Source organism: Nocardioides luteus (genome assembly GCF_015752315.1).
Taxonomy (GTDB): Bacteria; Actinomycetota; Actinomycetes; order Propionibacteriales; family Nocardioidaceae; genus Nocardioides.
In genome coordinates this window covers 1,694,344-1,716,528 of sequence record NZ_JADOVJ010000001.1, presented here as the reverse complement: position 1 = coordinate 1,716,528, position 22,185 = coordinate 1,694,344, and the positions used below count along the sequence as shown (strand labels likewise).

Below are 22,185 nucleotides of genomic sequence, written 5' to 3'. Positions count from 1 at the left end.
TGTTCGCGTGGGCAACAGCGCTGTTACACGGATTTCAGTAGGTTGCCACCATGAGCCAGATGTTCGACGCCTACGAGACTCGAGATCCGGCCTTCGACGAGATGTTCGCCGGCGGCGAGCTGCGGCCTCCCTACCAGCGGCTCGGCGACTCCCTGCGCAGGCTCAGCGCCTCCGAGCTGATCAGCCGGGTCGAGGCGATGCAGGCCAGCTATCTCGACCAGGGCGTCACCTTCGACATCGGCGGCGAGGAGCGGGCCTTCCCGCTCGACATCGTGCCGCGGGTCATCGAGCGGGACGCCTGGACGACGATCGACAAGGGCGTCCAGCAGCGCGTCAAGGCGCTCGAGCTCTTCCTCGCCGACGTCTACGACGAGGGCAAGGTCTTCGAGGACGGGGTGATCCCGCGCGAGGTGATCACCACCTCCAGCCACTACCACCGCGCGGCCGCGGGCGTGCACCCGCCCAACGGCGTACGCGTCCAGGTCTCCGGCATCGACCTGGTCCGTGACAACGCCGGCGAGTTCCGCGTGCTGGAGGACAACGTGCGGGTCCCGTCGGGTGTCTCGTACGTCATGACCAACCGTCGCGCGATCTCGGCGGCGCTGCCGGAGACGATCGCCGAGCACCGGATCCGGCCGGTGGCCAACTACCCGCAGAAGCTCCTCGCGGCGCTGCGTGCGGCCGCTCCGGCCGGTGTCGCCGACCCGACCGTGGTCGTGCTGACGCCGGGCGTCTACAACGGCGCCTACTTCGAGCACGCGCTGCTGGCCCGGACGATGGGGGTCGAGCTCGTCGAGGGGCGCGACCTGGTCTGTCGCAACGGGCAGGTGCTGATGCGTACGACCAAGGGGCTGGCCCCGGTGCACGTCATCTACCGGCGCATCGACGACGAGTTCCTCGATCCGGTCCACTTCCGGCCCGACTCGATGCTCGGCTGCGTGGGGCTGATCGACGCCGCCCGGATGGGCAACGTGACCCTGGCCAACGCGGTCGGCAACGGGGTCGCCGACGACAAGCTCGTCTACACCTACATGCCCGACATCATCCGCTACTACCTGGCGGAGGATCCGATCATCAAGAACGTCGACACCTGGCGGATGGGCGACGCGACCTCTCGCGAGGAGGTCCTCGACCGGCTCGACGAGCTCGTCCTGAAGCCCGTCGACGGCTCCGGCGGCAAGGGCATCGTGATCGGGCCGGCGGCCTCGGCGCGCGAGCTGGAGGTGCTGCGCGGCAAGATCCTGGACGACCCCCGCTCCTGGATCGCCCAGCCGGTGGTGCAGCTCTCCACGGTCCCGACCTTCATCGACGGAGATCTCGGGGCGCGGCATGTGGACCTGAGGCCGTTCGCGGTCAATGATGGCGACAAGGTCTGGGTCCTTCCCGGTGGCCTGACTCGGGTGGCGCTCGCCGAGGGCGAGCTGATCGTGAACAGCTCCCGTGGCGGCGGCTCGAAGGACACCTGGGTGCTCGCCGGACCGACGTCGCCCCGGCCGACCGACCGGGGTCAGAGTCAGGGTCAGTCTCAAGCGCAGGGGGTTGCGTGATGCTGAGTCGCATCGCCGAGTCGATGTTCTGGATCGGACGCTATGTGGAGCGTGCCGAGGACACCGCACGGATCCTCGACGTCCAGACCCAGCACATCCTCGAGGACGCCGCCACCGACGAGGAGACGGCCTGCCGCTCCCTGCTCGCGGTGATGGGTGTCGAGATCTCCTCCGACCAGAAGGTCGGCCTGCCGCAGACGCTGGACATGCTGGCGTACGACACCACCGCACCGACCTCGATGGCCTATGCGCTGGGGGCGGCCCGCGAGGCGGCCCGGGGCGCGCGGGAGACGCTCTCGGTGCCGTTGTGGGAGGCGCTGAACACCACCTACCGGGCCATCCCCGCCGGGCAGTTCAAGCACATGCGGGCGCCGTTCATCTTCGGCTGGGTGCGCGACCGGGTGGCCCAGATCAACGGCACCGCCGACGCCACGATGATGCGTGACGAGTCCTGGCAGTTCCTGATGCTCGGGCGCTACGTCGAGCGTGCCGACATGACCTCGCGGCTGGTCGCGACCACGTCGCTGACCTCGGCCGGCGGCGCGTCGCAGTGGAACTCGACGCTGCGTGCCTGCGGTGCGTACGACGCGTTCCTGCGGGTCAACAAGGGGGTCGAGACCGAGCAGGCGGCGGCCGAGTTCCTGCTGCTGGACCGGATCTTCCCGCGCTCGGTGGTGCACGCGCTGCAGCGGGCCGAGGGAGCGCTGGACACGCTGGAGGGCACGACCCGGCGGGCCGGCTTCTCCGACGAGGCTCACCGGCTGATCGGCCGGATGCGGGCGTCGCTGGAGTATCGCTCGCTCCACGACCTGCTGGCGGACCTGCCTGCCGAGATGGAGCGCCTCCAGGTCACCTGCGCCGAGGCCACCGAGGCGGTCACCAAGCGCTACTTCGCCGGTGCCGAGGCACTGGCCTGGCAGCCGGTCTGAGGAGTCTGATCGAGATGAGCATGCAGTTCCGGATCGTGCACACCACGACGTTCAGCTACGACGGGCCGGCGGTCGCCTCCTACAACCAGGCGCGCCTGACGCCGCTGACCACGCCCAACCAGATCGTGGTCCACCACCGGCTCGACGTCTCGCCCAAGCCGTGGACGTATGAGTACAAGGACTACTTCGGCAACGAGGTCACCGCGATCGAGGTGCTCGACGCCCACCGGACCCTGAAGGTCTCCGCGACCAGCACCGTCCAGGTCTCCCGGGAGCCCGGTGCGGCGCCCGTGCTCACCTGGGAGGAGGCCGCGCTGCCCGGTGTCGCGGACCGGTTCGTCGAGTTCCTCGGCCTGCCGGCGCACGTCGCGCCCGAGGAGGAGCTCGCGGGTCGGGCCAAGGCGATCGCCGCCTCGGCCGGGCTGCCGGGCGAGGCCGCGGTCGAGATCGCCCGCGCGGTCGCTTCCGCCGCACCGGCCGATGCCGCCCACCAGCTGCTCGGCGCGCTGCGGACGGTCGGGATCCCGGCGCGCTACGTCTCCGGCTACGTCTACCCCGGCGGCGCGCACTCCTGGGTGGAGTGGTGGGACGACGGGTGGCACGGGATCGACCCGGCCACCGGTGCCGAGCCCGGCGACACCTACGTCGGTGTGGCCACGGGTCGCGACCACACCGACGTCAAGCCGCTGGGCGGGATCTACTCGGGTCCCGCGGAGCCGGCCGTCGAGGTCAGCGTCGAGATGACGCGCCTCGCCTAGGCCGGCTCAGAGCGAGGACTCGGCCGAGAGCGCGTTGATCACCTTCGCCAGCGCGATGTCGCGGCTGGTGACGCCGCCGGCGTCGTGGCTGGAGAGCCGGATCTCGACGTAGGGGTAGCGCAGGTCGATGTCGGGGTGGTGGTTGGCCTCCTCGGCCTTGGCCCCGATCGCGTTGACCAGCGCGAGACCGGTGATGAAGTCACCGGTCTCCACGCGGGCGACGATGCTGTCGGCCTCCCCGGAGGAGTCGTACGTCCAGCCCTCGAGCTGCTCCTGGGCGACCTGCTCGGCGGTGAGAGTCGTGGTGTCAGGTTCCATGCCACCACCCTCTCACCCCACGCTCACTCCTCGCGCTCGGCCAGCCGGTTGCGTACGCGGTAGACGGCTGCGTGATGGTCGTAGTCGTCGCTCATCACAGCCGCCAGGCGCAGCGGGCCCAGGGCGTCCGCGAGGCGGTCCTGGCGCTCCAGCACGCGGCCGAGCGAGTGCTGGCTCCAGGCGTCGCTGGGGTCGCGCTCGACCAGCCAGCGCAGCTCGGCCTCGGCCTTGGCGAGCTGGGCCCGGAGCATGTAGGCCCACGCGCGCATGCTACGCAGCCCGATGTTGTCGGGGTCGTCGGCGAGCGCCGGCTCCAGGATCTCCAGCGCCTCGACCGGGAAGCGCCGGGAGAGCAGGTCGTGGGCCGTCCGGTAGGCCACCTCGTGCGAGGTCTGGCCCGGGAAGACGACAGCCGGGGCTACGTACTGGAAGTCTTCGTTCTCTGTCATCACACCCTCCGAACGTGATACCCCACCACGGTATTCCATCCGGGCCCGCGATGGGAGCACCATGGTGACGGTTAGGAGGTGAACGCGCATGCACGCATCAGTCGGTGACCACCTCGTCGTCATGGGCCAGCACGTCGGCGACCACGTTCGGGAGGCCGAGATCATCGAGGTCAGCCACCCCGACGGCAGCCCGCCCTACCTCGTACGCTGGAGCGACAGCGACCACGAGTCGCTCGTCTTCCCCGGTCCGGATGCCCACATCGAGCCCGCCTCGCACTAGACTTTTCCTGCGGACGGGCTGGCCGGGCGATCGCGTCGTAGAGATACGTCGAGGAAAGTCCGGGCTCCACAGGACAGGGTGGTGGCTAACGGCCACCCGGGGTGACCCGCGGGACAGTGCCACAGAGAACAGACCGCCTCTACCCTCCAGGTAGCGGTAAGGGTGAAACGGTGGGGTAAGAGCCCACCAGTCCTCGTGGTGACACGAGGAGCTAGGTAAACCCCACCCGGAGCAAGACCAGACAGCATGCGCTCGAGGGCTGTCCGCCCGAGCATGCGGGTAGGTTGCTAGAGGCCATCGGCAACGATGGTCCGAGATGGATGGTCGCCGATCACAGAACCCGGCTTACAGGCCAGCCCGTCCGCTTTCCTGGCCCCGACCATTTACTTTTCCGGGGTGCTCTACCGTCCGGTCTGGAAGTAAAGCAGGATCGGGACGGGGCACAGACCCCAGGTTCATCGCCCGTGCGGACCTGCAGCACGTTCGCACCCGTGTGAGGCCGCCCGGCCAGAGCGGTAATCTCTGCCACCTACTTGACGCGAGACAAGCGCACTCTGATCAAGTCGGGTTAGCTCGCGGATCGCCATCTCCTCGGGTCCTGCGGGAGGAGTGCCTCTCCCGGGTTCAAGGATTGGAGGTCATTCGGTCGGGGCGGGACAGATACTGCCGATGACCTGTTTCAGCGGCCCGTGTGATCGCCTCGAGTACCCGGTGGCGATCGAGTGCGACCGCGAAGTCCGGCGCATCGGCTGTTCCGTCGCGGAGGTCGGCGGCGAACTGGGCGTAGAGGCGGGCGACCCCCGCAGCGGGTGCGTCGAGTTGCAGGTCAGGAGCCGCATAAGTGGAGGGGACCTGTAGCACGTGGACAGGCTCGCTGCCGCGGCGCAGCGTGATGGTGAAATCGGTGAAGTGGAGGTAGCCCGACGCCGACTCCACACGCACGCTGCCCTCGGTGCCCTGGATCTCCCATACCATCGCCGATCCGGCAGACTGCCCCGCGCTGTAGTGCAGCGAAGTGACGATCCCGCCTTCGAGAACGCCGGCGACGACGATCTCATCCGGCGCGTCCTTCGGCAGCGAGGCGCCATCGGAGAGGCGGACGCCGTCGCCGCGCTGATTGGCGACGAGGGCGGACAGGCTCTCGAACGTGCCGAGCACGCGAGCAAGCGGTTCGAGCCCGTGGCCGAGCATGATGCTCAGAAGCGTGGCGCCATGCTTTGCGTGAGCCATGTACTCGAGCGACGGGTCATATCGGCCGACCCACATGTCGTCGGCCAAATGCGCTCGGATGCTCGTGCTGAGCGGCTTACCGATCACGCCTTGCGCGATGAGGTCGCGAAGGAAGAGGATCGGCGGGTGCAGGCCGCCCTGCAACCCGACAACCGTCGGCAGCCGCCGCTCGCGGGCAAACCCCTCCAGCGCTTCGGCCTCCGATAGGTTCCTTGCGAGCGGCCATTCGCAATACACCATCTTGCCCGCGGCCAGCGCGTCGGAGACAATCTGCTTGTGCTCCGGCACCTTGACCGCAACCACCACCAGATCGACCTCCGGTCGCACGACCAGAGCCTCGTGTGTGTCGAAGGCGAGATCGGCTCCCAGCCGACGAGCAGTCGCGTTCGCGCTCTCCATACGAGTCGTACTGACGGCGCGGATCTGGAACGCGTCGAGCGCCTGCAGCGCGGGGACGTGAGCAATTCCGCCCCAACCCCGATCGGCACTCGCCCCGATAAGACCGACGCCGATCCGGGTATTTGCTGAATTCGTCATTAGGATGCTCCGGGCTTGTGCAGCCCCGGCAACGCTCTCCGGGCTGCGTCACGATGATTTGTTTCCGGACACATGCGTGGGCACTCGGGCTCACCATGGCGAGCGAGCATTTATTGCCGTTCGCGTAGCGGCCGCGGGGTTCGAGCCCGAGTGACCCAAGCGCAGGTTTTACACGTGAGCCCAGTGGGCCTCGAGCTCGCGCGCGACATCGGCCGGACGCTCGATCATCGGCCAGTGCGAGCTGCGCAGCTTGAAGACGGCACGTGCGCGTGTGGCATTACCGAGCTCGTCGGCGAAGCGGTGAGGAAGAAACGGATCGTCCAGGCCCCAGATCACCAGCGCTGGTGCGGTCACGTTGCTCAAACCTGGCTTCCACTCCGCCCCGACCTCGATCGCCGAACGGTAAAGGGCCAGAATGCTTGCTCTCATAGTGGCATCGAGATGCCGGACCGATTCGTTTGCCGCGTCCCGCGGCATCTGCGCCTCGTTGAGGCTCGCTGCGAACGCCTCGAGGTCGAGGTCCGCCATCCATTGCTCGCCCTCGCCTGGCGTCTGCCAGATCTTGGCAAGATAGTGCCACGGATACTCCGGATCGATCGGTCCGCTGATGCCTGTCCATGTCCGCACCAGATCTGGTCGGATGGACGCGAGACGGCCCGTCAGCAGAGACCCCCAATCATGACCGACCAGGTCGACGGGTTCGCCGATTTCTTCGATCTTCTTAATAAGCCAGTCGAGATACTCTTCCTTCGTCGACGTGAATCCCGCGGGTAGGGGTGCGCCAAACCCGGGGAGATCGATCGTCACAATGTCTTCGCGTCGAAGATAGGAACGGACGGTGTCCCAAAGCCGGTGGGTATCAGGTACACCATGGACGAGGACTGCAGGCATTTCGGATTCTCCAATTCATTGTTGTCGTGGTGGAATGGCCGGTCGGCCGGGTCAGGGAAGAAGAATGACTTTGCCGTGGGTGTGGCCCGTGGCGACGAGACGATGGGCGTCCGCGGCCTCGTCGAGCGGGAAGCTCCGGCCGATGCGTGCGGTCCACGCACCGGCGGCGATCAGATTCAGGGCTTCCTGGACAGGGCCCCGGTCGCGATTCCCGCTGCCTCCCGGGCTGAATGCGACGCCGTATCGTGCGGCATCGCGGTCGGCGAGCGTCACGATCCGGTCCGGGGCGCCGAGGAGATCGACGAGGGTGGGAAGGAGTCCCTTGCCGGCGGTGTCGAGCGCGGCATCGATACCGTCGGGAGCGACGGCACGGATGCGGTCGACCAGGCCCGGGCCGTGGGCGACAGGGATCGCGCCGAGACTCTTCACGAAGTCGGCGTTGGCAGTCCCGGCGACGCCGATCACCGTCACACCGCGCTGTCGCGTGAACTGCACGGCGGCGCCTCCCAGAGCACCGCTCGCGCCGGTGACTACGAGCGTCTCACCCGGGCGAAGATTCAGCAGCCCGAGCCCCCTCGCCGCGTTGTCGGCACCGATGACGGTGGCCGCGGCCTCCTCGAAGGAGACGCCGTCGGGGATCGTCGCGAAGTTGCTGCTGACCGTGTACTCGGCGTAGGAGCCCTGGGTGGCGGAGTCCGGCCACCCGGCGACGCGGTCGCCGACCATGCCCTCGTCGACGCCCGGGCCGACCGCCTCGACGACGCCGGCGAACTCGAATCCGATGATGGCGGGAGCACGCAGGCGGAACGCTCCGGCGCGTGCAAGGATCTCCGCCGGGTTCACCCCGGCGGCGCGAACCCGCGCCAGCACTTGACCCGGACCCGGCACCGGTCGCGGAGCCTCCGCAACCTGCAACACGGAGGGTTCGCCGAACGAGGTGATGACGGCGGCTTTCATGATGATCCTTCTCCTTCTCATGTCACCGGCGGCACTTCCGCTGCGGCGTGCTCGCTCACGGAGGCCCGGTGGCGAGGTCGTGTCCTGAGGTCCGGTACGTTAATTCGGGACTGATCGGTCCATAAAGAACGTACACGGGCTGCGATGTATTCACAAGCCCTCAACCGTGCGGGCAGGCGTCACGGCCCGGGGCGTCAGGCCTAGGTGTTCGCACCACCCTCGGCCCGCGCGACAGCTCGGTCCCCCGCGTCATGACATCGCGCTGCGCGGGGTTGTACAGGCGTCCCAGTCGCTTTCGTCGCGGGTACCTCGGCGGCGTTCAACACCGGAGCCGTGCCCACCATCGACGGCGGCTTGAACGCCTGATCCTGGCGCTATCTGGACTGCCTGGTCCGTAAGGGGGCACAATGACTTCCATGCCCGTATCGCCTACCAAGCTGGGGCGACCCCGCGAGTTCGACCCCGACCACGCCGTCGAACAAGCCATGAGAGTGTTCTGGGCCAAGGGTTACGAAGGGGCGAGCCTGACGGACCTGACCGAGGCGATGGGCATCACTCGCAGCAGCATGTATGCGGCGTTCGGGAGCAAGGACGAGCTGTTCCGCCGAGCGGTCGAGCGTTACACGGAAGGCCCAGCCTCCTACGGAATCCGCGCGCTGTCCGAGCCGACCGCACGCGAAGTCGCCGAGTCCATTCTTCGCGGCGCAGCCGCTGCCAGCACGAGTCGCGAGACACCCCACGGATGCCTTGGCGTCCAGGCTGCACTCGCCGCCGGCGACAACGGGGTCACTGCCCAGAAGGTCCTCGTCGACTGGCGCCAGGATGGCGCTGCGCGGCTCGAGTCCCGATTTCAGCGTGCGCGGGCCGAGGGTGATCTGCCGGAGACCGAGGATCCGCGCACGCTGGCGACCTACATCACGACGGTCGCGTACGGCATCGCCGTTCAGGCGGCGACAGGCAAGAGCGAGGCGGAACTGCGCCGGGTCGCTGATGTGGCGATGAACGCGGTGTCCTGGTCCCGCGACTGAGACAGCGAACTCTTCGATCGTCTTCATCGACGCCATAGGCGTCACCGCCGAGTCCGCTCGGCAGCCCGCACCCTGCTGAGGTGTTCTACTGTCGCCGCCCGCTGCGAGCGGCCTCCTCCACTCGCGCGACGAGCTGACTGTTGTGCAGCGCGCGAGTGAAGCCCGGCGTCGCAAAGGTGTTCTCGTCGATGTCTCGCGCGAGACTCGCGTACACCTCGCCCACGTTGATGGCGGCACCGGTCCAGATCTCGGCCGCGGCCGGACCGGTTCCCGTGGCGACGGGGCGGTCGGGCTCCTCGAAATCAACGCTCGAGGTCAGCGTGAGGTCGCCGACCTGGACGCCGGCGGGGTGGTCGCCGGTCAGTTTCAGCCAGCCGTCGGCGCCTCTGACCTCGAGGCTGAACCGGGCATCGGGCACTGGGACACCGGCCAGGACCTGCACTCCGACGGGAGCTCCGGACGAGGTCTTGAGGATCGCGTCGAGGTGGTCCGGCACCTCGCGGGTGGTGGTCGTGCCGGTATCGACCAGCTTCACCTCCGGCCAGAGCAGTTCCGTGCGTGCATCGATCTCGGTGATGTCGCCGAGGACCGTCTCGATCACGTCCAGTACGTGGCCCACCGCGATCGTCATGAAGCCGGCGCCGGCGTCCGCCTTGTCGAAGTACTCGTACGCGCTCACCGACTCCGGGCCGTTCCCGAAGGTCGTCGCGCTCACTCGTGCAGACAGCAGCCTCCCGAGCCGGCCCTGGGCGATGATCTCGGCCGCCCGGCGCACCGACGGGTTGAGGCTGCCCTGCAGCCCGATCGCCGTGTGCAGGGAACCGGCCGCTACAGCCATCTCCTCGGTCTGGGCGACGCTCGCGCCCAGCGGGGACTCCGTGTAGACGGCCTTGCCCGCCGCGAGGGCCGCGAGCACGAGCTCGCGGTGTGCCGGGACCTTGACGGCGACCGTGACGAGATCGATCGACGGGTCGCTGATCAGCTCGTACGGGTCGGCGTACCAGCGCTCGGCGCCGAATACCTCGGCGGCCTCTCGTGCACTCTCCTCACGCCGGGTCGCCACCGCCGCCAGCACGAGCTGCGGCTGGGCCGCCAGCGCGGGGATATGCGATGCCCCGGCCCAGCTCGCCTTCGTATCTGCGCCGATGATCCCGACACGAATCACACTGCTTGCCATGATCTGCTGCTCCATTCGGTCTACTGCTAGGTGCTCTGCGGTTGAGACACTGTTGTCTCGTGCGGTTCGGCGCGGTCGCCGAGCCGCCTTCACTGGTCGATGGCGGCCATACCGTCGCGGTCATGGCGGTCGCCGGACGCGGGGGTCAGGTTGTCCAACCGGCTGATCTGGTAGGGGGTGAGTCGGACCCCGTCTGCGGCGACGTTCTCCTCAAGTCGCTCGACGCGTCGGGTGCCCGGGATGGGGTTGATGTCCTCGCCCTGGGCCAGGAGCCACGCCAGGGCGACCTGGGCGGGGGTGGCTCCGGTATCGGCTGCCACAGCCCGGACCTCGTCGACGATGCGAAGGTTGCGTTCGAGGTTGCCGCCGGTGAAGCGCGGGTTGGTACGACGCCAGTCGTCGGCGTCCAGACCGTCCAGTGAGCGGATGCTTCCGGTCAAGAAGCCGTGACCCAGCGGGGAGTACGGCACCAGACCGATCCCCAGCTCGCGCAGCACCGGAAGCACCTCGGTCTCGGGGTCCCGCGTCCAGAGCGAGTACTCGCTCTGGACCGCGGCCACCGGGTGGACGGCGTGTGCGCGGCGGATGGTGGCGGGGGCGGCCTCGGACAGGCCGATGTAGCGGACCTTGCCCTGGGTGACCAGGTCGGCCAGGGCCTCGACGGTGTCCTCGATCGGGGTCTCCGGGTCGACTCGGTGCTGGTAGTACAGGTCGATGTGGTCGGTGCCCAGGCGCCGCAACGACCCCTCGACAGCGAGTCGGACGTTCGCCGGCGTGCTGTCCGCCCCCGGCCGGCCGGTGTGGGACGTCAGGCCGAACTTGGTGGCGAGTACCACCTCGTCCCGGCGGCCTCTGACTGCCCGGCCCAGCAGGGCTTCGTTGGCACCTTCCCCGTACACCTCGGCGGTGTCCAGGTGGGTGACGCCGAGGTCCAGAGCGCGCTGGATGGTGCGGACAGAGTCCTCCTCGGACTCGTCCTTGCCTGTGTAGAAGGCGGACATGCCCATGACTCCTAGACCGAGGCGCGAGACCTCAAGCCCGCCGAGCGACGTGGTCTGCATTGAGTGTTCCTCTCTGGATCGGTTCGCCAGGCCCACAGCCGGTACGTCGACCGGACCAGAGACTTGACGCATCAAGATGAACTTGATGCGTCAAGTTCTACCTCTTTCGAACTTGATGCGTCAATAACTGCCGTCATAGGCTGGCCGCATGGCCAAGACAACGGGTACTCAGCGGCATGACACGAGGGCCGGGCAGGGCGGCTCCGCATCCCGCGAGGCAACGCCGGCAGCCGCAGAAGAGCCTCGCGGCACAGCGGCCGGTACGGAGTCGCTCGTCAGGTCGGACGACGAGCCGCGCTGGTTGAACGGTGATGAACTGGCTGCTTGGCTGGCCAACTCCGCGATCATGATCAGTCTGCCCGCTGCCCTGGACGCGCGGATGCAGCGCGAGTCCCAGATGACCTTCTTCGAGTACATGGTGCTGTCGGTCCTCTCCGAGGAACCCGACCGGACCATGCAGATGAGCTCTTTAGCCGTACGCACGTCGGCGTCGCTGTCGCGGTTGTCGCACGTCGTCGGACGACTGGAGAAGCGAGGGCTCCTTACCAGGTCCCGGATACCCGGTGCGGGTCGCCGCACCAACACCACCCTGACCGAGGCTGGATACGACGTCGTGGTCGCGGCGGCGCCCGGACATGTCGCGGCAGTCCGCGAATATCTGATCGACTCGCTCGAACCGCGCGACCTGATGGCCTTGAAGCGCATCGGCGCCGCAGTGGACGCCGCGATCAATCAGAGAGGAACCACGACTGCAGGTGCGACGACCGCTCACACCGACGTTCCCGAGTCGTAGCCGACCTGGGCACACCTCGGCCATGACTAGACCTGCACACCGCGGCAGGAGGCAGTGCGCCCGGTCCAGTGGCACCGGTATCTCTAGGACTCCACCAGTCAATCGCACCGTCCCGACGATCAAGACCCACAGCTATCCCATCAGCCCACGGCGACGTGGCTTGGAGAGTTCTGCTTCGTGAGCTGATGCAGTCGGGACGAGTCCTGTCATTCAGCCAGATATTTCCGGCGAAGTCCATCAACAACCATTCCCGAGTGAATGGAGCCCGGCTTACAGGCCAGCCCGTTCGCTCTCGCCGACCCGGCCTGCCGTCGGGCTGGTTTGTGCTGTTGCCGACACCCGGAGTTCGGATCGCGGGTTGGGCGACCAGGCAGAGTAGTTCATAGCAAGCGGCGCGATCGCCGTGCTGCTGCTTGGTACTCCCCGCACGACCCGACAGGAGACGTGAGATGGACCCGACCACCGCGATCGCCCGCTTCGACGAAGTCCGGGCTGACACCGAACGCCTCGCTGCACCCCTCTCACCCGAGGACCAGACGGTCCAGTCGATGCCGGATGTCTCCCCCACCAAATGGCATCGCGCGCATGTGACCTGGTTCTTCGAGACCTTCGTGCTGGCCGAGAACGAGGCCGGCTTCACACCGTTCCAGGACCAGTACTGGTTCCTCTTCAACAGCTACTACGAGCAGGTCGGGCCCCGGTACGCCCGGCCGATGCGTGGCGTGATCAGCCGCCCCGGCGCGTACGAGGTCGGCGACTACCGGCGCAACGTCGACAACCGGGTCAGGGATCTGCTCGACCGCGTGGACGAGGGCACCTTCGCCAAGCTCGCGCCCACCATCGAGCTCGGTTTCCACCATGAGCAGCAGCACCAGGAGCTGCTGCTCATGGACATCAAGCACGTGCTGTCGCTCAACCCGCTGCAGCCGACGTACGCCGGGAGCCCGGTCGCTGGCGCCGGGACCGACCGGCTGGGGTGGGTCGACATCGAGGGCGGCCTGGTCGAGATCGGTTCGGAGGGCGGCGGGTTCTGCTTCGACAACGAGCTGCCACGCCACCAGCAGTGGCTGGAGCCGTACCGGCTCGCCGACCGGTTGATCACCAACGGCGAGTGGCTGGAGTTCATCGCCGACGGCGGCTACCGACGTCCCGAGCTGTGGCTCTCGGACGGGTGGGCACGGGTCAACGCCGAGGGCTGGGAAGCGCCCTTCTACTGGCGCGAGGCCGACGGGGTCTGGTTCGAGCACACCCTGCACGGCACCACACCGCTCGACCCGGGACTGCCGGTCTGCCACCTGAGCCACTACGAGGCCGACGCGTACGCCACCTGGGCCGGCAAGCGCCTCCCCACCGAGGCCGAGTGGGAGCACGCCGCCCGCACCTACGAGGTGTCCGGCAACCTCGCCGACCGGGACAGCTTCCACCCACGTGCGGCGGGCCCGGCGACCGGCGGCCTGCGACAGCTCTTCGGCGACTGCTGGGAGTGGACCTCCTCGGCCTACCTGCCCTACCCGGGCTTCCATCCCGCCGCCGGCGCCATCGGTGAGTACAACGGCAAGTTCATGTCGAGCCAGATGGTGCTCCGCGGCGGCTGCGCGCTCACCCCGCCGGGACACACCCGGGCCTCCTACCGCAACTTCTTCCCGCCCGGCGCGCGCTGGCCCGTCACCGGGCTCCGGCTCGCCGACGACGGGCGTCGTGCGTGACCTGGTCCGCCGCGATCCCGTGCGCCCACCGCGGCATCCTCGGACCGCCCCGGACCCACGCCGACTGGGCCTGCCCGCATGACGACTGCCAGGCGCCGCTGCGACTCGGCACCTGGACCGTCGCGGTCGGCGGCACCATCGAGGGCTCCTGGCCCTTCGTCCTCGAGAAGGCGCAGCAGGAGCGCCTGCCGGTCGGCTCCGCCGTGGTCCAGATGGCCAACGAGCTGGAGGTCGGCGGCTTCTCCGTCCTCCTCAGCGACGGCGAGGACCTCGCCCTGCTGACCGGGGACGAGGGCAGCCATCTCGCCCAACCCGCGGCCTGGGAGTACGTCGTCAGCCACCGTCCGCTTCCCGGCGCTCCGTCCACCACGATCCCGCCGCGCACCATCGGCGTCCTCAGCCCGTGCGGGCCCACCTGGTGGCGGCTCGACACACCTCGTCACAACCCGAAGGAGACCCTCGCGTGACCCTCGACATCGACGGCCGGACCGGCTCCAGCACACCAGCCCGGGGCAGGATCACCACCCTGCTGACCGCCGAGGACCTGCGGCAGAGCCTCGCGGAGGACGCCCGCACCGGCTTGAGCGCGTCGCCGAAATGGCTTCCACCGAAGTACTTCTACGACCAGCGTGGTTCGGAGCTGTTCGAGGAGATCACCCGGCTGCCCGAGTACTACCCGACGCGCACCGAACGGGCGATGCTGACCGAGCACGCGCGCGACATCGCCGAGGCCTCCGACGCCGAGGTGCTCCTCGAGCTCGGATCGGGTTCCTCGGAGAAGACGAGGCTCCTGCTCGATGCGCTGGAGCGGACCGGCCGGCTGACGACGTACGTTCCCGTCGATGTCAGCGCCAGCGCGCTCACCCAGGCGATGGACGCGCTCGCCGAGGAGCGGCCCGGGCTGGTTCTGGAGGGGGTCGTCGCCGACTTCGACCAGCACCTCGGGCAGCTGCCGACCCCGGGACGCCGGCTGATCGCACTGCTCGGCAGCACGCTGGGCAACTACGACCGTCCCGGACGTGAACAGTTCCTGGGATCGGTGGCCGCCGCCATGCAGCCCGGGGAAGGTCTGCTGCTCGGGCTGGACCTGGTCAAGGACCCCGGCCAGTTGGTCGCCGCCTACGACGACGCCGCCGGCGTGACCGCCGAGTTCAACCTCAACGCGCTGCGCGTCCTCAACCGCAGCCTCGGCGCCGACTTCGACCCCGACGACTTCCGGCACCTGGCGCGGTGGAACACCGAGGAGGAACGCATCGAGATGCGGCTCGTCGCCCAGGAGTCCGCCCGTGTGGAGCTGAGCGAGCTCGACCTCGTCATCAAGTTCGACGAGGGCGAGGAGCTCCTCACCGAGCTGTCCTGCAAGTTCCGCCGGAACAGCATCGCTGACGAGCTCGAGGCGGCGGGTTTCCACGACCTCCGCTGGTGGACCGACCCGGACGAGGCGTACGCGCTGGTGCTGGCCAAGCGCTGAGCGCTGCTCGTCGACAAGCTGCTCGATGCCCCTGGCGACGTCGCGACCTCGCCCCCGCGCGGGGTCGCGACGCCATCAGGGGCATCGAGCAGCTGTCACTGCACGCGTACGTGCGACTGCTGTCGGCCCCTCCCCCGCCGTGGCGGGTCGACGAGGACCCGGCAGGTGATCGAGTCGTCGGGGAACGCCGCGGCGACGTCCCGGGCGCAGATCTCGGCGGCGTCGGCGACCGGCTCGACGGCGGCTGCAGGGTCGATCCGACCTCGCAGCAGGATCACCGGCCGCGACCGGATGGTGACCACCGTCCCGGTGACTGCGGTCAGCGGGGCCAGGCTCTCCAGCCTGGCGGCGGCAGCATCGGCGATCGAGCGCAGGTCGGCCTGGACGCGCCCGGTCTGGTCGCTCGCGTCGAGCCGCAGGGTCGACGGGCCGCGCCGGCCCAGGTGCGAGAGCAGCCACACCAGGCCGATGAGGCCGAGCAGGATGCCCGCGGCGGCGAACGCCCAGGGGAACCAGTCTGAGGTCACGATGTCACTCGCCAGGCGGGTGGACAGCTCGGCCGGGTAGCTCCGGAGCACCCACTGGTAGTGCCAGTCGACGATCAGCAGACCCAGGGCGATCACGAGCACCGCCACGAGCACGGTCATCAGCCGGTCGAACCTGATCACGCGGGGAGTCATCGGGGCACCTCCGTGGCACGTACCTTGATGGGGGTCCCGGTCAGCCGGCCGACCTCGTCGTCGAGAACGGCTCTCACGTGCTCGGTCACGGCAGCAGCCTCCTGAGGACCGTCGGGGGTGTTGCGGGCGGCCACGACGACGTCGACGACGGCGCGACGCCGGGTGCTGCGCGAGCAGTCGGCCGACATGACCCCGGGGAGCCGGTCGGCGGTCTCCTGGGCCACGGCCGCGACGGCGCCGGGCGCGAGCCACAGATCGGCATCGCCCGCGACCCGGAGGTGCGTACGCCGGCCGGGCCGCAGCGCGAGCCAGAGCACCACCAGCCCGACGAGGGCGATCGCTCCGCCGACGGCGGCGAGCCCGACCGAGGGGCCGACCCCGTCGAGGCCGGCCACCAGGTCCGGGACGACCGGGGAGCCGGTCGCCCATCCCTGGCTGACCAGGAGCTCACGGACGGCGACCACAGCGACCCCGATCAGCACCAGGGCGAGCACGATGGCCGTCGGGACGACCACGGGCGCACGGCGCGGCTGGGTGCGTGGCGCCGCGGGACGGACGATCCGTTCGACCGTCGGTTCGATGGTCTGTGTGCTCATTCCACCCTCCTGCCGGTGTCTTCGGCGGTCGACGGGTCGACCGCGTGCACGGTGACGTCCACGCTCCGGACCTCGATGCCCGAGAGCCGGAACGCCTCGTGGCGTACGGCGTCGCGGGCTGCCGTGGCGATGCGGGACACGTTGCCTGGCCAGGCCATCGCGACGTCGAGCTTCACCCGGACGGCGCGGCCCTCGGCCGTGATGTCGGCCTTCGGGAACGCCGAGCCGGTGACGCGGCCGAGGGCGCTGCGATGAACCACCGTGCCCGGGACCTTCAGTGCGACGTGCTCGATGATCCGCTGGAGGGCCTTGTTGCGGACGTCCAGGGTCCCGCGGTCCTCCGTCGGGTCAGCGGTCTCGGTGCCTGCGTCCACGAGCTGCATCGGACGCACCGGGGCCTCAACCACGACGTCCTCGCAGCAGGCTGCGGACGTCGAGCTCACCGTCGACGTGGCCGCCGATGAGGTAGCCGGCCCCGCCCAGCACGATGGCCAGCAACAGGCCGACCAGGCCACCGGTGACGATGGCGATCGTGAGCAACAGTCCGGCGACCAGGCCGAGTGTCGAGTTGGTCATGACGTTTCTCTCCTTCTGAGGGTCAGAGCGGGGCCGAGCCGGTGCTGTCGGGCGCGAGGATGTCCTCCACCGTGACGTCCACAGGGCCCGACACGTACGGCCGGACGGCATCGCGGATCGCGTCGGTGGTGCCGAGGACCGGTGCGCCCCAGTGGAGAACCACGTGGATCGCGCAGCCGGGCTCGCGCAGCCTCACCCCGTTGACGCGGCGCCCGGGAAGGTAGGTGGCCACCTCCCCGGCGCCGGCGTGCAGGTCGTGGACGCCGGGCACCGCGAGCACGGCGGCCGCGACGACGTCCACGACCTCCGGCTCAGCGCCGTCGTGGCCCTGTGGGTCGGCGTCGGCGGTCACGGTCACTCCACCCGCCGGGCGGCATCCTGGTCGGCGTCGCCGCTCTCGTCCTCGAGGTAGACGTCGTGCACGGTGATGTTGACCTCGGTGACCTCGAGGCCGGTCATCCGCTCCACCGACGCCTTCACGTTGCGCCGGATCGCAGACGCGAGGTCAGGGATCGAGGTGCCGTACTCGGCGACGATGTCGAGATCGGCGGCAGCCTGCCGCTCCCCCACCTCCACCGCGACGCCCTGGCCGAGGTTCGTACGCGAACCCGGGATCCGCTCGCGGATCGCCCCTGCCGCGCGCGCCGCGCCGCCGCCGAGGTCGTGCACGCCGCTGATCTCCCGAGCAGCGATGCCCGCGATCTTCGAGACCACCGTGTCGGCGATCGACGTACGCCCGTACTCACTCACCAGTGCACCCGAGTCGCTCCGCTCCGCCTGACCACCGGCGCCGTTCGTCGTCGAGCTCGTGTCGCCGGACTTCGTCTGCGTCATGAGAAGAACCTTCCTGATCGTGTTCGGTCTTGCTGACGCTGGTTGGTCGCGACGTCCCACCGATGTGTCACAGAAATTGTGGTGTGTTCTGGATCACATCTCTTTGCTTGGAGGTGGTAGAACTTCCCTCGTATCGGAACGCTGCCCTTGCGTGGGCGGCAGAAGAGAAACTCGGGGGCGATGTCGGAACCGCAGGCGACAGCTGAGCCGTCGGCGACGGACGAGGCGTTGGTGCGCGCGGCCCGCCTGGGCGACCAGGAGGCCTTCCGGGAGATCGTCGATCGCCACGGCCCGGCGATGTATCGCTACGCCCTTCGCTTGGTGGGCGACGCCACGGACGCCGCCGAGGCGACCCAGGAGGCGTTCGTCTCGGCGTGGCGGAGCCTGTCCGGCTTCGCGGGGCACTCCTCCCTACGTACGTGGCTGTTCCGTCTCGTCCACCGCCGCGCGGCCGATCTCCAGCGCAATCGACGCGCGACCCCGATCGACGACGGGCTGATGTCCAGGCTCACTCCGCCCGCTGCGGACAACCCGCTGCAGACCGTGCTGGACGCCGAGCTGCTCGAGGCGCTGCAGCTAGCATTGAATGAACTATCGTGGCATCAACGGGCGACCTGGCTGCTGCGGGAGGTCGAAGAGATGAGTTACGAGGAGATCTCCATCGCCCTGGCCATGCCGATCGGCGCCGTCCGCGGACACCTCTACCGCGGTCGACGCACACTCGCGGAGAGGATGGCACGATGGCGCTAGATCCCAGCCCCCTCGGTCGCGCCGTCCGCGCCGCCCGAGCCGACGAGCCCGCCGGCTGGGTCGACCTGGCCGAGTCGATCATGGCGCGCGTGCGCCGGGTCGTCGTCCCCTCCGAGCCGATCCTGACCTTCACCGAGCAGGGCATCTCCGCGCGCGACGAGCAAGGCTCGGCGACCTTCGTCTCCGCGCGCGTCGTCAGCGCGGCGCTGCGCCGGCTCCTCCAGGAGCACCCGACCCACGCGCCCGACAACATCGAGCTCCACGTCGACGAGGGCCGCCTGACCGGCATCGACATCCGGCTCGTCGCCAGGTACGGCGTCGAGCTCCACCCCCTCGCCGACACCCTGCGCCCGCAGATCCTCGACATCGTCACGACCCTCCTCGGGCCCGCTCCCGGCATCGACCTCTCGGCGATCGAGATCGAGTACGTCGACGTCACCCGCGGGGATCCGAACCGGACCTGAGCGGTGGCCGGTCACCTCAGCCACTTCCGGTCGCCGATCACCTCGGCGAGCTCGACCGTCCGCTGATCGGTCCATCCCGGAGGCGGCAGGATCGCTGCCCAGGCGTGGACCGGCGCCGTACCGAACTGGTGGCCCTGCCCGGCCGGGACCGAGTTGGCGGAGAACTGGTCGACGCCGAGCTGCAGCATCGTCACCCCGGGGATCCAGCGTACGTTCGGGGAGACGTCGCGGCCGCGCTCCTCCGCCAACCAGTCCGGGCGCTCGAGCGCCACCTCCGGCGACCACCAGGTGATCGGGTCGTTCGCGTGCTGGAGATAGCCGATCCGGGTGCCGTCCCAGGTCCCGGGCAGCGCCCACTCCTCGGGCCGGTCGGCGAACCGGACGATCTCGCCGTCGTCGAGGACCGGCAGCACCTGAGGGGTCTCCGGCTCACGCTCGTCGGTGAACCGGTTCCACAGCCGGTTGTCGGCGGTCGGGCCGACGAACAGGGCGCCGTCGGTGCGGGTCGCGAGGTCTTGGGCGCCGCTGAAGGCGGCCTCGCCACCGAAGCTGCCCAGGCTCTCCCCGCTCACGACCAACAAGGGGCGATCGGCCTCGGGGATCTCCAGCCAGCGGCCGTAGACGGCGTCGAAGAGGGCAAGACCGGCGTCCTGGGCCCGCTGCCGGTCCAGGATGAACGACATCCAGCTCGGCAGGTAGGAGTACTGGAGGCTGACCGTCGCGGTGTCGCCGCCCCACATGAACTCCAGCGCCTGGGCCTGGTTCTCGTTGACCCAGCCCCGGCCGGTGCCGGTCACCACGTTGATCACCGCGCGGTCGAAACCGCCGAGCGCCTCGAGCTCGGCGACCGCGTCCAGCGCCTCGTCACGGATGTCGACACCTTCCGGTCCGGACCCGATGTACGCGCGCACGGGCTGCAGCGCAGGCTCGTCGGTGAACTCGCCGATGTCGGCGGCGGTCGGGGCGCTCGCGACGAAGACCCGCCCCTGGCGGCCCAGGTCGTCCCAGTCCTGCGAGGAGGCCGGACCGGACGTGAGCTCGGGCGTCGTGGGCGCGGGTACGTCGGTGCTGAACTCCTCGTTGATCGCGGCGAAGCTGGCGTCGAGTGCTCCCAGCAGCCGACCGCCGCCGACTCCGATCGCCAGCTGGTAGATCAGGACCGCGGCGATCAGTCCGCCGATCACGGTCGACGCGGCAGCGGGCAGGAAGCGACCCAGGAACCGTCCGATCGACCGCCCCAGCGCCTTGCAGCCACGTGAGAGCTCGAGCAGCAGCGCGAACAGGACCGCGGTGATCAGCACGGTGAGCACCAGGTGCACGACGCCCACCCTGTCGACCTCGACCAGGTCGCGGACCTCGTTCTCCCACCGCAGCGAGAGCCCCAGCATGATCAGGGTGCCGACGCCACCCGCGACGGCGAGGACCCGCCAGGCGATCACCCGCGCCCGGCCGGTGAGCCGTCCACCGCAGCTGCGGACCAGCCAGCCGGCCAGCGCGCCTGCACCATAGCCGGCGAGCATGCACAGGGCGGTGAGCAACGCCTGGAAGAGCGCGGTGCGCGGCATCAGCGACGGGGTCAGCGATGCCCAGAGCAGCACCACCGTGCCGGTCGACGCGGCGAACGGCGCTCGCAGCTGCCCCCGCAGCACGTCGACCGCGCGGGCGACCCGTTGGCGCCGTACGTCGCTCATCGTCTTCACCCTAGCCCCGGATCGCCGGCGCCGACTCCCCTTCGCGGACGAAACCCCTGGTGAGGACGGGCCTCCCGCCGGGCGTGACGCCGTATCAGAGCCGTCCGTTGCGCGCTCCTGAGGATAAGGCTCCGGTCGTCGTTCTGGACGGTCCAGGACCTGGAGCCGACAGGGGGAACGAACATGAACAACGAAGATCTGTTCATGGCGCAGTCGGATGCCGTGCCCGAGGAGCTCACGGCCGTCGCCGACTCGAAGGCGTCGGTCGAGGAGGAGCTGCTCGGCATGGAGAACGTGGTCGGTGTCGGGGTCGGCCTCAAGATCACCGACGGCGAGCAGACCGATACGCCCAGCGTCATGGTGCTGGTCAGCCAGAAGATGCCGACCGAGCTGGTCAGCGACGCGGACACCGTCCCGGACACGGTGGACGGCACGCCGACCGACGTCCTCGAGGTGGGGCATCTGTTCGCCGGCGGCAGCCAGCAGCTCATGGAGACCCAGGAGGTCGATGCCCAGACCCTGGCGCTCCGGATCCGGCCGGCCCGTCCGGGGTTCAGCGTCGGGCACTACAAGATCACCGCCGGCACGATCGGTGCGGGCGCGTACGACCTGAGGACCTTCCCGGGGATCCCGCCGCGCTACTACATCCTGAGCAACAACCACGTGCTCGCGAACTCCAACGACGCGAGCATCGGCGACCCGATCCTGCAGCCCGGCCCGTTCGACGGCGGTACGGCACCGGCGGACGTGATCGGCCGGCTGGCCCGGTTCGTACCGATCAGGTTCGACGGGTCCTGCAACTACGTGGACGCCGCGGTCGCGGAGGTGCCCTTCCACGTCATCGACCGCGACGTCTACTGGAACGGCTACCCGGCCACTGCCGCCAAGGCCGCGACCGTCGGCATGCTCCTCAAGAAGACCGGCCGCACCACGAACTTCACCACCGGCCGGGTCACCGCCGTCGCGGCGACCGTGAACGTCAACTACGGCGCCGGCAAGGTCGCGAAGTTCTGCAACCAGATCATCACGACCAACATGTCAGCCGGCGGCGACTCCGGCTCGATGGTGCTCGACCTGCAGAACAACCCGGTCGGGCTGCTCTTCGCCGGATCGAGCGTGGCGACGATCCTGAACCCGATCGCGCTGGTCCAGCTCTCCCTCGGAGTGCGTGTCTGGCCGTGATCGACCCACGGACCCGGAGATGCCGTCAGTCCTCGGTCCTGAAGGCGTCTCCGGTCTCCACCCGCACCGGCAGGCCCTCGCACTCCTCGGGCAGCGACCGCACCGCCGCCGAGGCCGGGTCGAGGGCGTAGACCACCACCGCCGGTCCGCCATCCTCGGCGGCACCGATCGCGACCCCCGCGATGCCCTCCCCGATCCACTTCTCGGCGACCATCAGAGCGCGCCGGGATCGCTCATCGAGAGATGGGATCTCGCCGTACAGGTCGTCGTCGCTCATGTC

Annotated in this window: 27 protein-coding genes and 1 other RNA gene; 13 read left to right on the top strand and 15 right to left on the bottom strand. The window is 69.2% G+C overall.

The window, feature by feature from the left end; all coding sequences use genetic code 11:
- Nucleotides 1-50: 50 nt before the first annotated feature.
- The 3 genes from HD557_RS08245 to HD557_RS08235 are packed head-to-tail and all read left to right on the top strand — an operon-like array spanning nucleotide 51 to nucleotide 3,234.
- Nucleotides 51-1,547 (top strand): circularly permuted type 2 ATP-grasp protein, encoded by a 1,497-nt coding sequence (locus HD557_RS08245; RefSeq protein WP_008357785.1) that lies wholly within the window; start codon nucleotides 51-53, stop codon nucleotides 1,545-1,547.
- The gene (locus HD557_RS08240) at nucleotides 1,547-2,476 is read left to right on the top strand and encodes an alpha-E domain-containing protein (protein ID WP_008357786.1); all 930 of its coding nucleotides are present in this window, start codon (nucleotides 1,547-1,549) and stop codon (nucleotides 2,474-2,476) included. The genes HD557_RS08245 and HD557_RS08240 overlap by 1 nt, the downstream gene beginning before the upstream one ends.
- A 14-nt stretch (nucleotides 2,477-2,490) precedes the next feature.
- Nucleotides 2,491-3,234: a transglutaminase family protein gene (locus tag HD557_RS08235; protein WP_008357787.1), complete on the top strand. Its 744-nt coding sequence runs from the start codon at nucleotides 2,491-2,493 to the stop codon at nucleotides 3,232-3,234.
- Between the two features lie 6 nt (nucleotides 3,235-3,240).
- Here the strand turns inward: HD557_RS08235 and HD557_RS08230 are convergent, their stop codons facing one another.
- Nucleotides 3,241-3,552, bottom strand: a complete 312-nt coding sequence (locus HD557_RS08230; protein WP_008357788.1) for a 4a-hydroxytetrahydrobiopterin dehydratase — start codon at nucleotides 3,550-3,552, stop codon at nucleotides 3,241-3,243.
- Between the two features lie 23 nt (nucleotides 3,553-3,575).
- Complete coding sequence (locus tag HD557_RS08225; RefSeq protein WP_231380229.1) at nucleotides 3,576-4,001, bottom strand: tetratricopeptide repeat protein; 426 nt, start codon at nucleotides 3,999-4,001, stop codon at nucleotides 3,576-3,578.
- An 88-nt stretch (nucleotides 4,002-4,089) separates the two neighbouring features.
- Between HD557_RS08225 and HD557_RS08220 the strand changes: the two genes are divergently transcribed.
- Both HD557_RS08220 and rnpB read left to right on the top strand, forming a co-directional pair.
- Nucleotides 4,090-4,281, top strand: coding sequence for a DUF1918 domain-containing protein (locus HD557_RS08220; RefSeq protein ID WP_196873524.1), 192 nt, complete (start codon nucleotides 4,090-4,092; stop codon nucleotides 4,279-4,281).
- A gap of 14 nt (nucleotides 4,282-4,295) precedes the next feature.
- Nucleotides 4,296-4,645: RNase P RNA component class A (gene rnpB, locus HD557_RS08215), an RNA gene on the top strand.
- Between the two features lie 260 nt (nucleotides 4,646-4,905).
- Here rnpB and HD557_RS08210 read toward each other — a convergent pair.
- The 3 genes from HD557_RS08210 to HD557_RS08200 all read right to left on the bottom strand — a co-directional run bounded on the left by HD557_RS08210 (nucleotide 4,906) and on the right by HD557_RS08200 (nucleotide 7,896).
- Complete coding sequence (locus HD557_RS08210) at nucleotides 4,906-6,048, bottom strand: Gfo/Idh/MocA family protein (protein WP_196873523.1); 1,143 nt, start codon at nucleotides 6,046-6,048, stop codon at nucleotides 4,906-4,908.
- Between the two features lie 168 nt (nucleotides 6,049-6,216).
- Nucleotides 6,217-6,939, bottom strand: a complete 723-nt coding sequence (locus tag HD557_RS08205; protein ID WP_196873522.1) for an alpha/beta fold hydrolase — start codon at nucleotides 6,937-6,939, stop codon at nucleotides 6,217-6,219.
- Nucleotides 6,940-6,990: 51 nt separating this feature from the next.
- Entirely contained in the window at nucleotides 6,991-7,896 is a 906-nt protein-coding gene (locus tag HD557_RS08200; protein ID WP_196873521.1) for an NADP-dependent oxidoreductase, read from the bottom strand.
- A gap of 416 nt (nucleotides 7,897-8,312) precedes the next feature.
- Here HD557_RS08200 and HD557_RS08195 point away from each other — a divergent pair, with 416 nt between their 5' ends.
- Nucleotides 8,313-8,924, top strand: a complete 612-nt coding sequence (locus HD557_RS08195; protein ID WP_196873520.1) for a TetR/AcrR family transcriptional regulator — start codon at nucleotides 8,313-8,315, stop codon at nucleotides 8,922-8,924.
- 85 nt (nucleotides 8,925-9,009) lie between these two features.
- On the opposite strand, the gene HD557_RS08190 is transcribed toward HD557_RS08195, so the two are convergent.
- Together HD557_RS08190 and HD557_RS08185 are read right to left on the bottom strand one after the other, a co-directional pair.
- The gene (locus tag HD557_RS08190) at nucleotides 9,010-10,101 is read right to left on the bottom strand and encodes a Gfo/Idh/MocA family protein (RefSeq protein ID WP_196873519.1); all 1,092 of its coding nucleotides are present in this window, start codon (nucleotides 10,099-10,101) and stop codon (nucleotides 9,010-9,012) included.
- An 89-nt stretch (nucleotides 10,102-10,190) separates the two neighbouring features.
- On the bottom strand, nucleotides 10,191-11,162 hold the full coding sequence (locus HD557_RS08185) for an aldo/keto reductase (RefSeq protein WP_196873518.1): 972 nt from the start codon (nucleotides 11,160-11,162) through the stop codon (nucleotides 10,191-10,193).
- A 148-nt stretch (nucleotides 11,163-11,310) separates the two neighbouring features.
- On the opposite strand from HD557_RS08185, the gene HD557_RS08180 reads away from it, so the two are divergent.
- From HD557_RS08180 to egtD, 4 genes are all read left to right on the top strand, one after another.
- Nucleotides 11,311-11,955, top strand: coding sequence for a MarR family winged helix-turn-helix transcriptional regulator (locus tag HD557_RS08180; protein ID WP_196873517.1), 645 nt, complete (start codon nucleotides 11,311-11,313; stop codon nucleotides 11,953-11,955).
- A gap of 449 nt (nucleotides 11,956-12,404) precedes the next feature.
- A complete protein-coding gene (gene egtB, locus HD557_RS08175) occupies nucleotides 12,405-13,661 on the top strand; it encodes an ergothioneine biosynthesis protein EgtB (RefSeq protein ID WP_196873516.1) in 1,257 nt (418 codons plus the stop codon).
- Nucleotides 13,658-14,128, top strand: a complete 471-nt coding sequence (locus tag HD557_RS08170; RefSeq protein WP_196873515.1) for a hypothetical protein — start codon at nucleotides 13,658-13,660, stop codon at nucleotides 14,126-14,128. Before egtB ends, HD557_RS08170 begins: the two co-directional genes overlap by 4 nt.
- Nucleotides 14,125-15,132: an L-histidine N(alpha)-methyltransferase gene (gene egtD / locus HD557_RS08165; RefSeq protein ID WP_307785564.1), complete on the top strand. Its 1,008-nt coding sequence runs from the start codon at nucleotides 14,125-14,127 to the stop codon at nucleotides 15,130-15,132. Before HD557_RS08170 ends, egtD begins: the two co-directional genes overlap by 4 nt.
- Before the next feature lie 95 nt (nucleotides 15,133-15,227).
- On the opposite strand, the gene HD557_RS08160 is transcribed toward egtD, so the two are convergent.
- The 6 genes from HD557_RS08160 to HD557_RS08135 are packed head-to-tail and all read right to left on the bottom strand — an operon-like array spanning nucleotide 15,228 to nucleotide 17,818.
- Complete coding sequence (locus tag HD557_RS08160; RefSeq protein ID WP_196873514.1) at nucleotides 15,228-15,812, bottom strand: hypothetical protein; 585 nt, start codon at nucleotides 15,810-15,812, stop codon at nucleotides 15,228-15,230.
- Entirely contained in the window at nucleotides 15,809-16,408 is a 600-nt protein-coding gene (locus HD557_RS08155) for a DUF6286 domain-containing protein (protein ID WP_196873513.1), read from the bottom strand. The genes HD557_RS08160 and HD557_RS08155 overlap by 4 nt, the downstream gene beginning before the upstream one ends.
- The gene (locus HD557_RS08150; protein ID WP_196873512.1) at nucleotides 16,405-16,791 is read right to left on the bottom strand and encodes an Asp23/Gls24 family envelope stress response protein; all 387 of its coding nucleotides are present in this window, start codon (nucleotides 16,789-16,791) and stop codon (nucleotides 16,405-16,407) included. The genes HD557_RS08155 and HD557_RS08150 overlap by 4 nt, the downstream gene beginning before the upstream one ends.
- A gap of 16 nt (nucleotides 16,792-16,807) precedes the next feature.
- Complete coding sequence (locus tag HD557_RS08145) at nucleotides 16,808-16,984, bottom strand: hypothetical protein (RefSeq protein ID WP_008357942.1); 177 nt, start codon at nucleotides 16,982-16,984, stop codon at nucleotides 16,808-16,810.
- A 22-nt stretch (nucleotides 16,985-17,006) separates the two neighbouring features.
- Nucleotides 17,007-17,336: a hypothetical protein gene (locus tag HD557_RS08140; protein WP_008357944.1), complete on the bottom strand. Its 330-nt coding sequence runs from the start codon at nucleotides 17,334-17,336 to the stop codon at nucleotides 17,007-17,009.
- 2 nt (nucleotides 17,337-17,338) lie between these two features.
- Nucleotides 17,339-17,818, bottom strand: coding sequence for an Asp23/Gls24 family envelope stress response protein (locus HD557_RS08135; protein WP_196873511.1), 480 nt, complete (start codon nucleotides 17,816-17,818; stop codon nucleotides 17,339-17,341).
- Between the two features lie 180 nt (nucleotides 17,819-17,998).
- On the opposite strand from HD557_RS08135, the gene HD557_RS08130 reads away from it, so the two are divergent.
- Nucleotides 17,999-18,568, top strand: coding sequence for an RNA polymerase sigma factor (locus HD557_RS08130; RefSeq protein ID WP_196873510.1), 570 nt, complete (start codon nucleotides 17,999-18,001; stop codon nucleotides 18,566-18,568).
- Nucleotides 18,559-19,032, top strand: coding sequence for a hypothetical protein (locus HD557_RS08125; protein WP_008357949.1), 474 nt, complete (start codon nucleotides 18,559-18,561; stop codon nucleotides 19,030-19,032). The genes HD557_RS08130 and HD557_RS08125 overlap by 10 nt, the downstream gene beginning before the upstream one ends.
- Nucleotides 19,033-19,043: 11 nt before the next feature.
- Here the strand turns inward: HD557_RS08125 and HD557_RS08120 are convergent, their stop codons facing one another.
- Nucleotides 19,044-20,723 carry an alpha/beta hydrolase gene (locus HD557_RS08120; RefSeq protein WP_196873509.1) on the bottom strand — a complete coding sequence of 560 codons (1,680 nt, stop codon included), beginning with the start codon at nucleotides 20,721-20,723 and terminating at the stop codon, nucleotides 19,044-19,046.
- A 183-nt stretch (nucleotides 20,724-20,906) separates the two neighbouring features.
- Between HD557_RS08120 and HD557_RS08115 the strand changes: the two genes are divergently transcribed.
- Nucleotides 20,907-21,905 carry a trypsin-like peptidase domain-containing protein gene (locus HD557_RS08115; RefSeq protein WP_196873508.1) on the top strand — a complete coding sequence of 333 codons (999 nt, stop codon included), beginning with the start codon at nucleotides 20,907-20,909 and terminating at the stop codon, nucleotides 21,903-21,905.
- A 25-nt stretch (nucleotides 21,906-21,930) separates the two neighbouring features.
- Here the strand turns inward: HD557_RS08115 and HD557_RS08110 are convergent, their stop codons facing one another.
- The gene (locus HD557_RS08110) at nucleotides 21,931-22,182 is read right to left on the bottom strand and encodes a hypothetical protein (RefSeq protein ID WP_008357952.1); all 252 of its coding nucleotides are present in this window, start codon (nucleotides 22,180-22,182) and stop codon (nucleotides 21,931-21,933) included.
- Nucleotides 22,183-22,185: the final 3 nt, after the last annotated feature.

Excerpts from the sequence above, each read along its gene's own strand:
- HD557_RS08245 (WP_008357785.1), top strand. The coding sequence starts at position 51 with ATGAGCCAGATGTTCGACGCCTACGAGACTCGAGATCCGGCCTTCGAC.
- HD557_RS08240 (WP_008357786.1), top strand. The coding sequence starts at position 1,547 with ATGCTGAGTCGCATCGCCGAGTCGATGTTCTGGATCGGACGCTATGTG.
- HD557_RS08235 (WP_008357787.1), top strand. The coding sequence starts at position 2,491 with ATGAGCATGCAGTTCCGGATCGTGCACACCACGACGTTCAGCTACGAC.
- HD557_RS08230 (WP_008357788.1), bottom strand. The coding sequence starts at position 3,552 with ATGGAACCTGACACCACGACTCTCACCGCCGAGCAGGTCGCCCAGGAG.
- HD557_RS08225 (WP_231380229.1), bottom strand. The coding sequence starts at position 4,001 with ATGACAGAGAACGAAGACTTCCAGTACGTAGCCCCGGCTGTCGTCTTC.
- HD557_RS08220 (WP_196873524.1), top strand. The coding sequence starts at position 4,090 with ATGCACGCATCAGTCGGTGACCACCTCGTCGTCATGGGCCAGCACGTC.
- HD557_RS08210 (WP_196873523.1), bottom strand. The coding sequence starts at position 6,048 with ATGACGAATTCAGCAAATACCCGGATCGGCGTCGGTCTTATCGGGGCG.
- HD557_RS08205 (WP_196873522.1), bottom strand. The coding sequence starts at position 6,939 with ATGCCTGCAGTCCTCGTCCATGGTGTACCTGATACCCACCGGCTTTGG.
- HD557_RS08200 (WP_196873521.1), bottom strand. The coding sequence starts at position 7,896 with ATGAAAGCCGCCGTCATCACCTCGTTCGGCGAACCCTCCGTGTTGCAG.
- HD557_RS08195 (WP_196873520.1), top strand. The coding sequence starts at position 8,313 with ATGCCCGTATCGCCTACCAAGCTGGGGCGACCCCGCGAGTTCGACCCC.
- HD557_RS08190 (WP_196873519.1), bottom strand. The coding sequence starts at position 10,101 with ATGGCAAGCAGTGTGATTCGTGTCGGGATCATCGGCGCAGATACGAAG.
- HD557_RS08185 (WP_196873518.1), bottom strand. The coding sequence starts at position 11,162 with ATGCAGACCACGTCGCTCGGCGGGCTTGAGGTCTCGCGCCTCGGTCTA.
- HD557_RS08180 (WP_196873517.1), top strand. The coding sequence starts at position 11,311 with ATGGCCAAGACAACGGGTACTCAGCGGCATGACACGAGGGCCGGGCAG.
- egtB (WP_196873516.1), top strand. The coding sequence starts at position 12,405 with ATGGACCCGACCACCGCGATCGCCCGCTTCGACGAAGTCCGGGCTGAC.
- HD557_RS08160 (WP_196873514.1), bottom strand. The coding sequence starts at position 15,812 with ATGACTCCCCGCGTGATCAGGTTCGACCGGCTGATGACCGTGCTCGTG.
- HD557_RS08155 (WP_196873513.1), bottom strand. The coding sequence starts at position 16,408 with ATGAGCACACAGACCATCGAACCGACGGTCGAACGGATCGTCCGTCCC.
- HD557_RS08150 (WP_196873512.1), bottom strand. The coding sequence starts at position 16,791 with ATGCAGCTCGTGGACGCAGGCACCGAGACCGCTGACCCGACGGAGGAC.
- HD557_RS08145 (WP_008357942.1), bottom strand. The coding sequence starts at position 16,984 with ATGACCAACTCGACACTCGGCCTGGTCGCCGGACTGTTGCTCACGATC.
- HD557_RS08135 (WP_196873511.1), bottom strand. The coding sequence starts at position 17,818 with ATGACGCAGACGAAGTCCGGCGACACGAGCTCGACGACGAACGGCGCC.
- HD557_RS08130 (WP_196873510.1), top strand. The coding sequence starts at position 17,999 with ATGTCGGAACCGCAGGCGACAGCTGAGCCGTCGGCGACGGACGAGGCG.
- HD557_RS08125 (WP_008357949.1), top strand. The coding sequence starts at position 18,559 with ATGGCGCTAGATCCCAGCCCCCTCGGTCGCGCCGTCCGCGCCGCCCGA.
- HD557_RS08120 (WP_196873509.1), bottom strand. The coding sequence starts at position 20,723 with ATGAGCGACGTACGGCGCCAACGGGTCGCCCGCGCGGTCGACGTGCTG.
- HD557_RS08115 (WP_196873508.1), top strand. The coding sequence starts at position 20,907 with ATGAACAACGAAGATCTGTTCATGGCGCAGTCGGATGCCGTGCCCGAG.
- HD557_RS08110 (WP_008357952.1), bottom strand. The coding sequence starts at position 22,182 with ATGAGCGACGACGACCTGTACGGCGAGATCCCATCTCTCGATGAGCGA.